The 14,603-nt window shown below is 73.0% G+C and carries 12 protein-coding genes, 1 tRNA gene and 1 pseudogene; 5 read left to right on the top strand and 9 right to left on the bottom strand.

Annotation, left to right across the window (positions count from 1 at the left end; all coding sequences use genetic code 11):
* Window positions 1-16 precede the first annotated feature (16 nt).
* On the top strand, window positions 17-421 hold the full coding sequence (locus ACH427_RS07600) for a globin (protein WP_398868487.1): 405 nt from the start codon (window positions 17-19) through the stop codon (window positions 419-421).
* Between the two features lie 52 nt (window positions 422-473).
* Here the strand turns inward: ACH427_RS07600 and ACH427_RS07595 are convergent, their stop codons facing one another.
* The 7 genes from ACH427_RS07595 to ACH427_RS07565 form a co-directional block, all read right to left on the bottom strand.
* On the bottom strand, window positions 474-1,247 hold the full coding sequence (locus ACH427_RS07595) for a hypothetical protein (RefSeq protein ID WP_398868486.1): 774 nt from the start codon (window positions 1,245-1,247) through the stop codon (window positions 474-476).
* Window positions 1,244-1,699 (bottom strand): acyl-CoA thioesterase, encoded by a 456-nt coding sequence (locus tag ACH427_RS07590; protein ID WP_398868485.1) that lies wholly within the window; start codon window positions 1,697-1,699, stop codon window positions 1,244-1,246. The genes ACH427_RS07595 and ACH427_RS07590 overlap by 4 nt, the downstream gene beginning before the upstream one ends.
* 2 nt (window positions 1,700-1,701) lie before the next feature.
* The gene (gene ettA / locus ACH427_RS07585; protein WP_398868484.1) at window positions 1,702-3,366 is read right to left on the bottom strand and encodes an energy-dependent translational throttle protein EttA; all 1,665 of its coding nucleotides are present in this window, start codon (window positions 3,364-3,366) and stop codon (window positions 1,702-1,704) included.
* Window positions 3,367-3,754: 388 nt separating this feature from the next.
* Window positions 3,755-5,203 (bottom strand): Cys-Gln thioester bond-forming surface protein, encoded by a 1,449-nt coding sequence (locus ACH427_RS07580; protein ID WP_398868483.1) that lies wholly within the window; start codon window positions 5,201-5,203, stop codon window positions 3,755-3,757.
* A gap of 221 nt (window positions 5,204-5,424) precedes the next feature.
* A complete protein-coding gene (locus ACH427_RS07575; RefSeq protein WP_398868482.1) occupies window positions 5,425-5,970 on the bottom strand; it encodes a single-stranded DNA-binding protein in 546 nt (181 codons plus the stop codon).
* A gap of 377 nt (window positions 5,971-6,347) precedes the next feature.
* Entirely contained in the window at window positions 6,348-8,762 is a 2,415-nt protein-coding gene (locus tag ACH427_RS07570; protein WP_398868481.1) for a GTPase, read from the bottom strand.
* Window positions 8,759-10,489, bottom strand: coding sequence for a dynamin family protein (locus ACH427_RS07565; RefSeq protein ID WP_398868591.1), 1,731 nt, complete (start codon window positions 10,487-10,489; stop codon window positions 8,759-8,761). The genes ACH427_RS07570 and ACH427_RS07565 overlap by 4 nt, the downstream gene beginning before the upstream one ends.
* 303 nt (window positions 10,490-10,792) lie before the next feature.
* Between ACH427_RS07565 and ACH427_RS07560 the strand changes: the two genes are divergently transcribed.
* Window positions 10,793-10,865 (top strand) — tRNA-Arg (locus ACH427_RS07560).
* A gap of 288 nt (window positions 10,866-11,153) precedes the next feature.
* Here ACH427_RS07560 and ACH427_RS07555 read toward each other — a convergent pair.
* Complete coding sequence (locus ACH427_RS07555) at window positions 11,154-11,564, bottom strand: STAS domain-containing protein (RefSeq protein ID WP_398868480.1); 411 nt, start codon at window positions 11,562-11,564, stop codon at window positions 11,154-11,156.
* A gap of 310 nt (window positions 11,565-11,874) precedes the next feature.
* Between ACH427_RS07555 and ACH427_RS07550 the strand changes: the two are divergent.
* Window positions 11,875-12,623, top strand: a pseudogene (locus tag ACH427_RS07550) (SPFH domain-containing protein); the annotation flags it as partial.
* A 26-nt stretch (window positions 12,624-12,649) separates the two neighbouring features.
* Here ACH427_RS07550 and ACH427_RS07545 read toward each other — a convergent pair.
* Window positions 12,650-13,126: a DUF5994 family protein gene (locus ACH427_RS07545; RefSeq protein ID WP_398868479.1), complete on the bottom strand. Its 477-nt coding sequence runs from the start codon at window positions 13,124-13,126 to the stop codon at window positions 12,650-12,652.
* Between ACH427_RS07545 and ACH427_RS07540 the strand changes: the two genes are divergently transcribed.
* Window positions 13,025-13,534: a DUF5994 family protein gene (locus tag ACH427_RS07540; protein ID WP_398868478.1), complete on the top strand. Its 510-nt coding sequence runs from the start codon at window positions 13,025-13,027 to the stop codon at window positions 13,532-13,534. The two genes, ACH427_RS07545 and ACH427_RS07540, sit on opposite strands and share 102 nt — an antisense overlap.
* Before the next feature lie 650 nt (window positions 13,535-14,184).
* Window positions 14,185-14,457: a hypothetical protein gene (locus ACH427_RS07535; protein ID WP_398868477.1), complete on the top strand. Its 273-nt coding sequence runs from the start codon at window positions 14,185-14,187 to the stop codon at window positions 14,455-14,457.
* Window positions 14,458-14,603: the final 146 nt, after the last annotated feature.

Here is a 14,603-nt window from a genome sequence, read left to right as displayed (position 1 = left end):
CTGAGACCATGGAGGGGTGATTGAGATTCCGCGCGGCACACTGCAGGAGCAGACGTTTTACGAGCAGGTGGGCGGCGAGGAGACCTTCCGGCGCCTGGTCCACCGCTTCTACCAGGGCGTCGCCGAGGACCCGCTGCTGCGGCCGATGTACCCGGAGGAGGACCTCGGCCCCGCCGAGGAGCGCCTGCTCCTCTTCCTGATCCAGTACTGGGGCGGCCCCCGTACGTACAGCGACAATCGCGGCCACCCGCGGCTGCGGATGCGGCACGCGCCCTTCGCGGTGGACCGCGCCGCGCACGACGCGTGGCTGCGGCACATGCGGGTCGCGGTCGACGAGCTGGAGCTCTCCCCGGCGCACGCCGAGCAGCTGTGGAAGTACCTGACCTACGCCGCCGCCTCGATGATCAACACCGAGGGCTGAGCCCGGGCAGGGGCGCCGCTCCGGGCGCCCCTGCCCGTGGTCACGGCGCGCCTCAGGCGGGCGTGACCGTCAGACCCTGCAGGCCGCCCGTGCGCACGGCGACCGAGCCGTACGGGGTGCGCAGGCGCAGCCAGCCGCCCGCGGCGAAGAGCGTCAGCGGCTCGGGGCCGAAGGCGAGCGCGGCACCGGCCCGGCCCACGGCGGGCCCGGCGGCCGCCGCGGTCCGTACGGGCCGCAGGAAGCCCAGCGACTGGGCGGCGTGCACCGCGCGCAGCGGCAGCGCCGTCCCGCCCAGGGTGCGGGACCAGATCTCCCGGCCGATGCGGTCCCGCTCGGTGCGCGTGCGCCGCTGATCGGGCAGGGCCCCGTCCCGGGTGCGGAACTCGGCGACGGCGGCGGCCACGGCGCCCCGCACGGCCTCCACGTCGGGCAGGCCCTCGACGCGCTGCCAGCCGCTGCGCGGGGGCAGCACCCCGGCCCACGGCGGGCCCGTGACGGCCTCGGGGACGATGACGACCGGCCCGGCGCCGGGAGCCGCCTCCGCCGCGTCCAGGGCGTCGGCGAGCTGGCCGGCGGAGACGGTGGTGTCCAGCACGGTCCGCTCCCCGCCCGCCGGGGGCTCGGCGAGCCGCGCGGTGCGGATGGCGAGGACCTCGAAGGACGGCGGGCGGCCGAAGACGCCCAGCACCCCGCCGCTCGCCTGGATCCGGACCGCGGCGGCCCGGTCGTAGTGGATCAGCCGGGCCAGGAAGGCGGCCAGGTCGGCCGCCTCCCCGGCATCGGCGAAGCACAGCCGCTGCCCGTACGGAACGGATCGCTCCGTCATGCGGCGACGGCCCCCTTCGCGGCGGGGCGGCCGTCCGGATCCCCGTCGTCGTCCCGGTATTCCTCCAGGAAGGCCCGCTCCTCGGCGGTGATCCGCCGCGGGCGGCCCGCCTCGAAGTCGAACGGCACGACGACGGTGGTGGCCCTCACGTACACCCGGTCCTCGTCCTTGACCTCATAGGCGACGGTCAGGGACGCCGCACCCAGCTTCGTCACCCACGTCTCGACGGTCACCGGAGCATGCCGGTGCACCAGGGGGCGCAGGTAGTCGATCTCGTGCCGGGCCACGACGGAGCCGCCCGTGAAGGACGCGCTCCCCTCCCCCGGCGCCAGCCGGAACATGAAGTCGATCCGCGCCTCTTCGAGATAGCGGATGAAGACCACGTTGTTCACATGGCCGAACGCGTCCATGTCCGACCAGCGCATGGGGCACGAGTACACGTGACGCGCCACGGTCAGCCCCGGGTGAGCTTCTTGTAGGTGGCGCGGTGCGGACGGGCCGCGTCCGGGCCGAGGCGCTCGATCTTGTTCTTCTCGTACGACTCGAAGTTGCCCTCGAACCAGAACCACTTGGAGTCGCCCTCGTACGCCAGGATGTGCGTCGCGACCCGGTCCAGGAACCAGCGGTCGTGGGAGACGACCACCGCGGCGCCCGGGAAGTCGAGCAGGGCGTTCTCCAGCGAGGAGAGGGTCTCGACGTCGAGGTCGTTCGTCGGCTCGTCGAGGAGCAGCAGGTTGCCGCCCTGCTTGAGGGTCAGCGCCAGGTTCAGGCGGTTGCGCTCACCACCGGAGAGCACACCGGCCGGCTTCTGCTGGTCCGGGCCCTTGAAGCCGAACGCCGAGACATAGGCGCGGGACGGCATCTCGACCTGGCCGACGTTGATGTAGTCCAGCTCGTCGGAGACGACGGCCCACAGCGTCTTCTTGGGGTCGATGTTGGCGCGGCTCTGGTCGACGTAGGAGATCTTGACGGTGTCGCCGACCTTGATCGAACCGGAGTCCGGCGTCTCCAGGCCCTGGATCATCTTGAACAGCGTGGTCTTGCCCGCGCCGTTCGGGCCGATGACGCCCACGATGCCGTTGCGCGGCAGCGTGAAGGACAGGTCGTCGATGAGGACCTTCTCGCCGAACGCCTTGGAGAGGTTGTTGACCTCGACCACGACGGAGCCCAGGCGCGGGCCCGGCGGGATCTGGATCTCCTCGAAGTCCAGCTTCCGCATCTTGTCGGCCTCGGCGGCCATCTCCTCGTAGCGAGCGAGACGTGCCTTGGACTTGGCCTGGCGGCCCTTGGCGTTGGAGCGGACCCACTCCAGCTCTTCCTTGAGGCGCTTGGCGCGCTTCGCGTCCTTCTGGCCCTCGACCTTCAGACGGGCGGCCTTGTTCTCCAGGTAGGTGGAGTAGTTGCCCTCGTAGGGGATGGCGCGGCCGCGGTCGAGCTCCAGGATCCACTCGGCGACGTTGTCCAGGAAGTACCGGTCGTGGGTGATCGCCACGACGGTGCCGGCGTACTTGGCGAGGTGCTGCTCCAGCCAGTTCACCGACTCGGCGTCGAGGTGGTTGGTGGGCTCGTCGAGGAGCAGCAGGTCGGGGGCCTCGAGCAGCAGCTTGCAGAGAGCGACGCGGCGCTTCTCACCACCGGAGAGGTTGACGACCGGCCAGTCGCCGGGCGGGCAGCCCAGCGCGTCCATGGCCTGCTCCAGCTGGGCGTCGAGGTCCCAGGCGTTGGCGTGGTCCAGGTCCTCCTGGAGCTTGCCCATCTCCTCCAGCAGCGCGTCGGAGTAGTCCGTCGCCATCAGCTCGGCGATCTCGTTGAAGCGGTTGAGCTTCCCCTTGATCTCCGCGACGCCGTCCTCGACGTTCTCCAGGACCGTCTTGGCCTCGTCCAGCTTCGGCTCCTGCATGAGGATGCCGACGCTGTAGCCCGGCGACAGGAAGGCGTCGCCGTTGGACGGCTGCTCCAGACCCGCCATGATCTTGAGCACGGTGGACTTACCGGCACCGTTGGGGCCGACCACACCGATCTTCGCACCGGGCAGGAAGCTCAGCGTCACGTCATCGAGGATGACCTTGTCGCCGTGCGCCTTGCGCGTCTTGCGCATGGTGTAGATGTACTCAGCCAAGAGAAACCGTCCGGCAATCGAGAAGGGCCAATGTGCGGCTCCGCCGCGTGAGGGCAGATACACCCCATCATGCCGGACTGGTAGCCCCGGGCGGAAACGGGTTGGTCACAGCCGTACGCGGTCGAGCGCCGCGCGGGCCGGAAGCGGCCGCCGTCCGCCCCCGGGGGCACACGGTCAGACTGCGGCCATCCGGTCCGGTGGCGCGCGGTCGTTCGGCAGCCGCCCGACCCCGTGGGGCGCGGTCGGTCCGCAGCCGGCCGCTCCCATGGCGGCGCGGTCGAGTGGCTGCCGCCCGGCCCCGGAGCGCACGGTCGGGCGGCAGCCACGTCCGGCCCCCAGGGGCGCGGGCGGGTGCGGCCCGCCCGGGCACCACGGCCGGGGCCCGGGATCACTCTCCGGAGGCCGCTTTCTGCCGGCGCAGGAGGTAGACCGCCCCACTGCCGACCACGATCAGGGCGATCGCCACGCCCGTGAACGTGGGGTCGGTGTGGTTGCCGCCCGTCTCGGCGAGGTCACCCTCGGCGGAGGCGTTGACCACGCCCTTCCCCGTGCCGCCGGCCGAGGCCGGGCGCATCCGGGACGCGCGCTCCGCCTTGGTGCCCGTACCCGCCGCCGTGCCGCCGTCGGTGGCGGCGGCCGCGCCGCTCTCCGCGGTCATGCAGTCCAATATCCCGGAGAACGTCCTGGTGAAGCCGTTGGGACCCTTGACCGTGAAGCGGTACGCCTGGTCCTCGCCCACCTTCACGAAGGTCGTCTCCGACCGGCCCGCGGGGACGGAGTGCCTGGTCCCGTCGAGATCGAAGGCAAATGGGGCGTCGCCCTTGTTGTCGGCGGTGATGTCCACGCCGCCCTTGGCGCAGTTCTTCCTGGCGGACAGGGCCGGTATGGCGCCCTTCTCCGCCCACGTCGCGGTGGCCGTGGCGGAGACGGTGCTCTCGCTGGAGCCGGCCAGGATCTGGCTCTGCGTGGTGGTGTGGTCGCCGATGAAGACCCGGCCGACCGGGGCCTTGGTGACGGCGGCGGCCTTCAGGGACAGCGAGCCGTCACGGGCGCCGGGCCGCACGTCGAAATAGAGCTCGCCCCCGTCGCCGGTGGAGGTGACCGGCTTGCCCTCCTTGTCGACGATCTTCACACCCTTCGCCTCGGCGTCCCCGGCCGGGGTGACGGTGACGCTGCTCGCGCTGGTGCGGACGGTGACCGGGCCGAGCCGGTGGCCGGACTTCCCGGAGACCGCCGACGGGGTCAGCGTCAGGGACGCGGGGGGCTCCTCGACGTCCTGCGCGTTCTTGTAGAGATAGTCGGCGAGCTTCTCGGCCGCGCCGTCCTTGGCGTCGACCTGGACGCCGTCCGAATAGCGCCAGATCGCGACCTGGGTGCCCGCGGCGGCGGTGTTCGCGTCGAGCGGGCCCGAGTCGGCGTCCTTGGCGAGCGCGGCGAGGTCGTTCACCTGGGGATACGAGTGCTGGAGGATCCAGCGGATCCGGCCCGCGTCCTTGTTGCCGTGGAGGGGCGACTCGCCCCAGCCGACCTCTTTGTACTTCGCGCCGTCCACGGTGCTGGTGAGTATGTCGACGCAGTAAGTCTGGAGCGAGCCACCGCCCTCGACCTTCATCTCGAACAGGCCCGCCTGCATGTCGCCGGTCTTGCGCCGGTCGTGGACGACGGCTCCCGACCCGGCCGTGATCCTGCCGAGGGTGGCACTGACGCCGCCCGAATTCCTCGGCGCGTCCTCCGCGGCGGCGGGGCCCGCCACGACTATCGTGCCTACCGCAGCCAGACCCGACACCAAGGCCACTGCGGCAAGGCGGGCTGCTCCCCGCCTCTTGACAGAAGTCATCGATTTCCTTCCGGGCGCGCGCAGAACCAGTCGACACGCCTCGCCAGCGAACTCAAAACTCAGAAGCCCCCGTTGCCACGTGCTGCGAACGTGATCTTAAGGAGCGGGCGCGACGGCTTCCCCACCGAGGGCTCCGCCCAACCGATCCGAATCGGAATCGTTATCGGAGAAGGCCGCCTGACCTGGCATTATCGATAAATCGGCGGGATAAACCACCCATTTCACAAGGGTGTTGCCCCGGCCGCGACCTCGCCGGCTCCGGCGAATCCCGCACTCACCGCCCCCGCCCCCACAGCTCCCGGACCCGTCGGCGGACCGTCCGGAGCGGGCCTTCGCACCCCCGGCGGAGCCATCGCCTCCGCTCTCGCTCCCGCCATCCACACCGGCTCGACCGGCAGCGGTCTGGCCGGTGAGACCCTGCGGAAGGCCGAGGTGCCGCGAGTGAGGTCGTGGCCGATCGACACGGCGTCAATCTCCGCCGAGAGCCACCGTTTTCCGTCCCGCTCCTGATCCTGGATCCGCAACTTTCCCTGCACGATGAGTGGTTCGCCGATCGTGACCGAGGCCACCACGTTCGCGGCCAGCGTGCGCCAGGCGCGCACGGTGTAGAAGCTCGTGTACGCGTCGACCCACTCATCCCGGCCGCGGTCCCAGCGGCGCACCGTCGCCGCGATCCGGAACCGTGAGACCGCCGAGCCGTTCGCCACCTCTCTGTAGTCCGGCTGCGTCGCGACATTCCCCACGACCGTCACCAATGTCTCGTTCATCCGAGCCGCCTCCCCCACCGCGTTGGGCCTGCAACGAGACCCATGCTGCCCTCGCTCGCACGAACCCGCTGAGGGCTGTGGACGACGAGCACTTTGTGGATATGTCCGTCACCCGTGGGGGGCCGACCGGGGCAGCTTCACGGACACCGGACGGGCTTGACGGATCCGGCAGGACCGCACGCACGGGCGATGCCTCCGAGTCCGAGCTCGCTCAGGCACTCACCGCCGGCAGGACCGCGCGCACGGGCGATGCTCCGGCAGGTGCCGGCCCAGCGAGTGACGGCTCGACACCTGACAGGCCAACAGGTCATGGCGCGGCAGGTGAAAAGCCCGACAGGCGGCGGCCCGCACAGGCCGCTCAACGCAGCCGCAGGCGCCTACGAGCCGCCCGCCGCGATCACGAACTGCGCCCGCACCTCCCGGTACCGCAGCAGCTCCGCCGCCACCGGCTCCAGCACGCGCTCCCGGCCGCACCCGGCAGCCGCGCTGCGCAGGCGCCGCTCCGTCTCCAGGCCGTATCGCCGCGCCGGGCCCCGCGCCAGCATCCGGCAGCACCAGGTGAGCACCGGGCCGCCCACGCCCCCGCCCGTCAGCAGCAGCCCGGGAGCCCACCACTCGCCCCCGACCACCTCCGTCGCCAGGCCCATCAGCCACACCGTCCCCGCCAGTTGCAGCCCGAGGAGCGCGCCCTGCATCACCCCGGCCACAGCCCACCAGCCGGGGCGCGCCGGGCGCGCACCCCCGCGTGTGCGCCAGGTGCTCACCCGCCCCGAGCGCGTACGCGAGCTGCCCGGCTCCCCGGAGCCCTTGCTTCCGGAACGCTTCACGGGTCTGGAGGCAGCCGCGAGACGCGGAAGGGGGAAGCGGGCCCGCTTGGCGGAAGCGTCCCGGGGGGCGGAGCACCGGCCGGCACCGCCGGCCGCGCCGACCGCCCCGCTCCGGCCACCGGCACCCGCACCGCCCGTTTCCCCAAGCCCGGCGGGCACCAGCTCGGAGGTAGCGGGTTCCTGGGCCACGAGCGCGGGGGCCTGGGCGGGTCCGCCCGCCTCCCCCGGACCTCGCCACCCGCCGCTTCCGCTGACTAGCACGCCGGACGTCGTCACGCCCCGCGCCTCCGTGCGGGGTCCGCCGCCCTTGGCGTGGCGGCCTCCCGCTCCCGTGCGCGGCCCGCGTGCGCGCAGGCCCACCCCGGTCCGTCCCGTCCAGCGGTTCGCCATGGCCGCCGCCTCCGAGGCCGCGGTGTCGAGGGCGTCCGCCAGGCCCTCCGCGCCACGGGCCGCCGCCTCCCGTACCGCCTGGGCCCAGGGGTCGGGCAGCCCGGCGGACGCCTCGTACGCCAGGGCCCGTACCGCCTGTTCCACCAGGGGCCGGGACACCGTGCGGCACGGCGAGGACGCGAGCTCGGCGAGGGCTCCGACGGCGTCGGTGGCCGTGGGGGGCGCAGGGGCGCCGAGCGCGCTCCCGCTCGCGCGCTCGCTCGTACGCCCGAGTGCGATCCGCTGTGCGCTCTCCTTCACGCGTGCCGCCTTCCGCGCCCCCCGCTTCCGTCCGAACCAGTGGTGGGCCAGCGTCCAGGACGTCCCGCAGGCGCGGTCCGCGTCGCGCAGCCACGCGCGCTCCGCCGCGAGGCCGGCGGCCTGGGCGCCCACGGCCTCCGCCAGCCGGTCCTCGAACTCCTGCCGCGCCGCCTCCGTCAGCCCTGGCCGGCCCTGGGCCACGTAGGCGGGCCGCAGCCGCGCGGAGACGCCGTCCACATCGGCCACCAGCCGCCGCTCGGCCACGTTACGCCCGGCCGTGAACTGGGTGAGGGTCTCGCGGAGTTCGCCGACCCCCGCCCCCGTGAGCGCCGAGAGTGCCAGCACGACGGCGCCCGGCTCGCCGTGTTCGCCCAGGGCCAGCCCGTCCTCGTCCAGCAGTCGTCGCAGGTCGTCGAGCACCTGGTCGGCGGCGTCCTCCGAGAGCCGGTCCACCTGGTTGAGCACCACGAAGGTGACCTCGGCGTAGCCCGCCAGCGGCCGCAGATAGCGCTCGTGCAGCACCGCGTCCGCGTATTTCTCCGGGTCCACCACCCAGATCACCGCGTCCACCAGCCGCAGCAGCCGGTCCACTTGCTCGCGGTGGCCGGGTGTCGCGGAGTCGTGGTCGGGCAGGTCCAGCAGAACGAGACCGTGCATGCCCGGGTCGTAAGGGCGGACCGGCTGCCGGCGCGCGCGCAGCGGGATGCCGAGCCGGTCCAGCAGCCCGTCCGCGCCGTCCGCCCGGTCCGTCCACGCGCACGCGATCGGCACGGCCGTCGTCGGCCTGCGCACCCCGGCCTCCGAAAGCTGCGTCCGGGCGAGGGCGTTGAAGAGGGTCGACTTGCCGCTGCCCGTCGCCCCGGCGATCGCCACGACGGTCAGGTCCAGCGAGTGCCGCTGCCGGGCCGCCGCTTCCTCCAGCACCCGCCCCGCCTCCGCGAGCGTCCGCCGGTCCAGCCGCGCCCGCGACAGCCCCACGAGCTCGCGCAGGGCGTCCAGGCGGGGCCTGAGGACGGCTCCGACCGGGAGCGTGGGAGTGGGGTCAGGCGCGTACAGGGAGCGCTCGGAGGTGTTCGCACGCTCCTGTGGCGCGCTGTCCTCGGTGCGGACCGCGCGCTCAGCGCTCGGGATCTCCTGGACGGCGTACGGACGGGGCGCGCGCTCCGGGCGCGCACGACGCGCGATCAGCCCGTCGTCCCACGTGCCGCGCGCGGCCTCGGGGACAGGCTTCTCGGCGACTTCCTCACGACTGTCGGACGTGGACACGGCGGTCACCTCTCCCTCTGCAGTACGGACAGCGCGGCGATGAGTTCGACCTGGTGGTCGGGGGTGATGTCGAGCGCTTCGAGCGGCGCGGTCCGGCGGTCACGCTCTCCTTCGAGCACCCGTTCAAGGCAGTCGGCCAGCAGCTGCGCGCCTCGGTCGCGCAGCCGCAGCACGCCCTGCCGGCCGAGCGTCCCGGCGAGGATCTCCCCCGCCGTACGGGACCTGCGGCCGCCCAGCAGCGACACCGCGAGCAGGGCACCGGCCCGGTCCGGGTCGAGGCCCGTGCCGCGCTCGGCCGTCCGCACCGCCTCCTCCGCGACCTCCTCCAGACAGCGGCGCCAGCGGCGTACGGCCACACCGATCCGGCCGATCGCCCCGTCCGGGTCGCGCGGCGCGAGCACGGTGGCGGCCGCCGGGTCGCCCGCGCACGCCGCGGCGATCTCCTCGTCGGCGGCCGCGACGGCGCAGCTCAGCACCGCCGCCAGCGAGCTGGTGAGCGCGGTGAGCAGCTCGTCCGCGGTGCTGTCCTGGGGGTGTCCGCGCCAGTGCGTGAGCGCGTCACCGGCGAGCACCTCGCCCGCGGCGACCTCCTGCCGCACCCGCTCACTCGCCCGCCCGTACGCGTCCTCCACCCGCTGGAGCAGCCGTACGGCCGCGGCGTGCTGCATCGCGGCGGCCCCCGCGAGACCGGGCAGCCGGGATCCCAGCGAGGCCAGCAGCCCGGCGACCGTGCGGGCGGACGCGACGGTGTGCGCCGCCGGGTCCTGCGCCCGCTGGTCGAGCCAGGCCCGCAGCCCCGCGACGGCCGTGGCGGGCAGCAGCCCGTTGCCGCCGCCGGCGGACTCCGGGAGTTCCGGGATCGTGAACCGTGGCACGTCGCCGAGGCCCGCCGCCGCCAGCAGCGCGCCGTAGTGGCGGGACACCTCGGCGGCGACCTGGTGCGGCACCCGGTCGAGCACGGTGACGAGCGTGACGTCGAACTCCTTCGCCGTGCGCAGCAGGTGCCACGGCACCGCATCGGCGTACCTGGTCGCGGTGGTGACGAGTACCCAGATGTCGGCCGCGCAGATCAGCTCGGCGGCGAGGTCGCGGTTGCGGGCGACGAGGGAGTCGATGTCGGGGGCGTCGAGCAGGGCGAGTCCGAGCGGAAGGCTCCGGTCCGTCTCGATGCGCAGCGCGGGGAGCTCCTCGGGGTCGTCGCCCCGGCCGTCCTCCTCTCCGCCGGCCGCGCCGCACCCGCCCTGGGCGTGCGGCTTGCGCCCGGCGTGCGGCTCCAGCAGCTCACGCGGGTCGAGCAGTTCGTGGGTCCCCATCAGCTCCCGCATCTGCCGCAGGTCGCAGGGTTCGTACTCGGTGATCTCCTGGGCCGGGACCCACATCCTGCGCAGCTCCGGCAGCACCCGTCGGCCCGCGAACCAGTGGTGGTCGTCCGGATGGCAGACCAGCACTGGCGTGCGGGTCGTCGGCCGTAGGACCCCGGCCGCAGTGACCCGGCGGCCCACCAGGGAGTTGACGAGGGTGGACTTGCCGGCTCCGGTGGATCCGCCGACGACCGCCAGCAGCGGCGCTTCGGGGGCGCACAGCCGGGGCACCAAGTAGTCATCGAGTTGCGCCAGGAGTTCGGCACGGTTTCGACGGGCGCGGGCGGCGCCGGGGAGGGGGAGCGGGAAGCGTGCGGCGTCGACACGGTCACGCAGTGCGGACAGCGCGTCGAGCATCCGGGGCCGTACGTCCAAGGTCGCCACACGTGCAGAATGCCCAATTCTGGTGTGATTTTGAAGCGTATAGCCCCTGGCGCGCGAGGCGTGGCGAATGGGACTCAGGCATAACGAGTACACAACACCCGACGCCTGGGGCGTGAAAAACGGTGCAAGATTCGTACCTGCCTGCGATTATCAGGACCGCTTCACCAAACCTGCACATCGTGGCACGGAGGTGAAGCAACCGGGACGGGGCGAGCGGAGCCCTATCCTTGTCCCCGGCAAGGTCACGGCACCACCGAGCCTGGGGCTTCACCCGTCCGCGACCGCCGTACACCGGCCCCCGTAGCTCAGTGGATAGAGCAGGCGCCTTCTAAGCGCTTGGCCGCAGGTTCGAGTCCTGCCGGGGGCGCTCCGTTTGTGCCGCACGCCCCTCCCGACCGGGAGGGGCGTTTTCGCTGTTCAGGCGCACGCTAGCGGGCGTGCCGTAGTGGGGGCGTAAGCGGCGGAGTGGCCCCTGGTCGGGGCAGTGGCAGTGGCAGTCCGGCGCGGCAGGACGACCGGTAAGGCTCCGTCCCCATCGTCGGAGTCCAGCCGGTACCGGGACCGCCGGGGCGCGGCCCGCCCGGTTTCCGTCGTCCCGTCCAGGACAGCGCGGCCGCGCCCGGAACAGTCAGCACCGGCGGATCCGCCGGGTCTCCTAAGCGGCGTTCCCGTTCCGCGGTCCTGCCATGGCAGCACCCGCGGAGCGGACCGTCGTCCCGGCGCCGGGAAGGGTCGGGAGGAGCCTGCTCAGCCCGCTGGCCCCCAGTGCCCGGACGACAGCGGGACGCGGTGCGACAAGGCACAGGTCGCCCCCGGCGCGGCGGGCCCGGCGGGCGGTGGCGACGAGCAGTCCGAGGCCCAGGGCGTCGCAGGAGGTGACGCCGGACAGGTCGAGGATCAACCGGCTTCCGGGGGTGTGGGATACGCGCAGAAGGCGCTCGCGCAGCCCCGGCACCCCGGCGAGGTCCAGCTTCCCGCGGACCGTGACCACGTGGCCTTGCCGCGTGCCGGCGGGAACGAGCCGCCGGGGGGTGGGGATGAGAGCGATTCCGGGATCTACGGGCATCACGTGCCTCCTCGGAGCGGAGCAGACCTCGACGCTGCCGGGGACCGGGGCTTCAGCACACAGCCTAGCCCCGCCCGTACACCGCGAACAGGACCGAACAGGACGGTTCGGCCGAGGAAGGACAGCCGGACCTGGCGATCGGAGCCGTCCCGGCCGGCGTCCAACCAGGACAACGGACCGCGGCGCCCCCGGCTGGCGCACGGCGGAGCTGGACCCGCACAAGATCCCGCTCCCCAGCCCCGGCCGCCGGGACCTCCTGGTGGTCCCGCCGCACACCGGCGCACCCGCGGCCGCCCGTTGACGGCCGCCGCGCAAGGTCGTCGGCCGGCACACGCCGGACGAGACGCTGTCGGAGACCGACCGCATCAACCTCGACATCCGCGCGACCCTCGACGTCGCCACCGCGGAGTGGGGCGTGGAGATCACCCTGGTCGAGCTCAAGGACATCCAGCCGCCCGACAGCATGAAGCGCGCGATGGCCCGGCAGGCCGAGCGGGAGAAGCGCGCCGAGATCATCAACGCCGAGGGCGAGTCGCTCGCCGCCGCGGCGCTCGGGGACGCCTCGGACACCATGATGGCCCACCCCCTGGCACTGCAACTCCGCGACCTCCTGGCCGACCGCGACATCCGCGCGGTCAGCCGGGCCTTCCCCGCCCTGTGCGCTCTCACCCTGGCCCTGCCGTTCGCCGCGGGCTGGGCTCCCGGCGGAACCTGGAGGCACCCTGTAACGGCCCTGCTCTGGACGGGATTTGTCCGCATAGCCCTGCTCCACCATGTGACGTGGAGCGTCAACTCCCCCTGCCAGCTGGTCGGCGCACGGCCGTTTCGCACACCCGGTGCCACGACAGGGCCACCAACCTCTGGCCGCCGGCCCTGCTCTCCCTCGGCGAGAGCCGGCACAACCTCCACCACGCCGACCCCACCAGCGCCCGTCACGGCGTCGGCCGTGGCCGGCTCGACCCCTCCGCCGCCGCGATCCGTCTCTTCGAACACCTGGGCTGGGTACGCGAGGTGCGCTGGCCCACCCCCGCCCGCATCGCCGCCGCCCGTCGCGCCTGAATCCTCCGGGCCCCGTCCCACGGGGTTCAGGGCTGCCGGACGGCACCGGTGTCGATGAGGATCTGTTCGGCCTGGGCGGTGTTGTCGGCCCGTACGGCCTCGGCCATCGCGGTGCGCGCCGTGTCGGGAGCCGCGTCGGGTGGGACCACCAGCAGGGCGAAGTGGTCATTGTCGCCACGGGTGATGAGGACGGTGTCGTCACCGACGGGGAAGGCGTCGATGTGCACGATCCGGTCGCCGACAGTCAGCCGTGTCGGAAGATCTTCCCAGGCGCTGTCGTCCAGGCCGACGCGTGCGATGGGACCCAGGTGCTCGGTCAGCGCGGTGATCAGGCCGGGAAGCTCGGCACCGATGTCGCGGGACCGCGGCCACCACGCGCCGTCCAGAATCCCCCCGCGCTCATGCGTCGTCTCCAGCCGCACGAGCGCTGTCCCGGGTTTCACGGCGTGGTGAATCGCGTCCGGCAGAAGCCTGGGGAGGTGTGGGGTGTCGGAATCGGTCACGGTGTGCTCACCTGCCTCCGGGACGGCGCGTCGCACATCGTCCGGACCGCATCGGCCACCCGGGCGAAGCGCTCGCAGCCACCCCCCACCGTACTCCGCGGGCCTGTGGGCCGCACCACCGGTCGCGGGCCCGCGCCCCGGGGAAATGCCTGGTCGTGCGGGTCCCACGGGCCACGGCCCGGAGTACAGTGGACGCGCGTCACGGTGCACCCGGCCCTCTGGCCGGTGGTCCCCCACGAGGTGGCCGTCGCCGGGCACACGGTGCGCGTGGGACGGTTCGCGGAGGAGCGGGACCCGCACAGGCTGTCCCTGCTCTCCTTTCCGACCGGCCGCCGGGACCTGCCGGTCATCCCGCCGGAAACCAGCCCGGCTGCCGGGAACGCCGACCACTCCGTCGAAGGGGTGTGAGGACCGTGGAGATCGCTGTCACGCTTGCCGTGATCCTCGCCATGATCGCTGTGGGTGTCCTCCTGATCCACCGGCTCAATACCGAGCACGACGAAAGGATCGCGGGCTTCCACTACAGCGGCGTCCTGCCCTGGCGCGACAGCAGAAGCCGGAACCGCCCGCGGTCGGCGATCGACCCCGCCGGGCCTCTCATCGCCCGGGCCGCCCTGGAGCACGGTCACGAGGACCGCGTACGGCGCGGGCTCTCCCCGGCAGAGGGCGACGGGTCCGACACCGACGCGCTCCACCGGACCCGCCACCACACCTCATCCGAGAACGAGGCCGTCATGGAACCCGCGAGGCCGGCCCCTTCGGCGGGGCACGCCGATGTCCGCATCGTCGCCGCGTCCCCCAGGCCGCCCGACGCGTCGCGGAAGTTCTCCGGAACTGCTTCGACTCCACCGAGCAACGCGGCTACCCGGCCGGTCATGAAGGCGGCACCCGGCTCCAGCTCACCGTGGACACCGCCCACCCAGCCGAGCCCGCGCGTTCCTGGCCGGCAGCCGGCCGGACCTCACCGGGCGACCGCTCGCGGGACGACGATGCCTGAGGCACCAGGCCACGGCGAGTCGCGCCGCGGAGCACCAGCCGCATACGAGAGGGCGGCAGTCATGGCAACGCTGCACGAACGAAGGGCCTACCGCGAGAAGGTCATGCGGGCCCTGTACGAGACCACCGAAGGCAACCGTCTGCTCGGCGTCACCGGGGCGAAGCTGCGCGACGAGCTCGGCGTCCCCGGGGAAGACCTGGCCGCGGCGTGTACCTACCTGGTGGGAGAGGGCCTCATCACGGTCGACTGGGCCGCGGGCAATACGCCCGCCATGGTCACGCTGACACACCAAGGCATCCGGCTCATGGAGGCCGAAGAGGAGAAACACGGCTGACGCGGCCGCCGCACCGCTCGGTCAGGCGGCCGAAGCCGCTGCCGATGCCCCCGCCCGGCCGACGAACCGACGGCTTCCAGGACCCATGGAGGTCATGAGCTTGCGTGGACCGCCCTGTCAGGCGCCTTCCGAGCGCTCGGCCGTAG

It is taken from the genome of Streptomyces sp. NPDC020379 (assembly GCF_044387105.1).
Lineage (GTDB): Bacteria > Actinomycetota > Actinomycetes > Streptomycetales > Streptomycetaceae > Streptomyces.
This window is presented reverse-complemented; position numbering and strand designations above follow the sequence as displayed.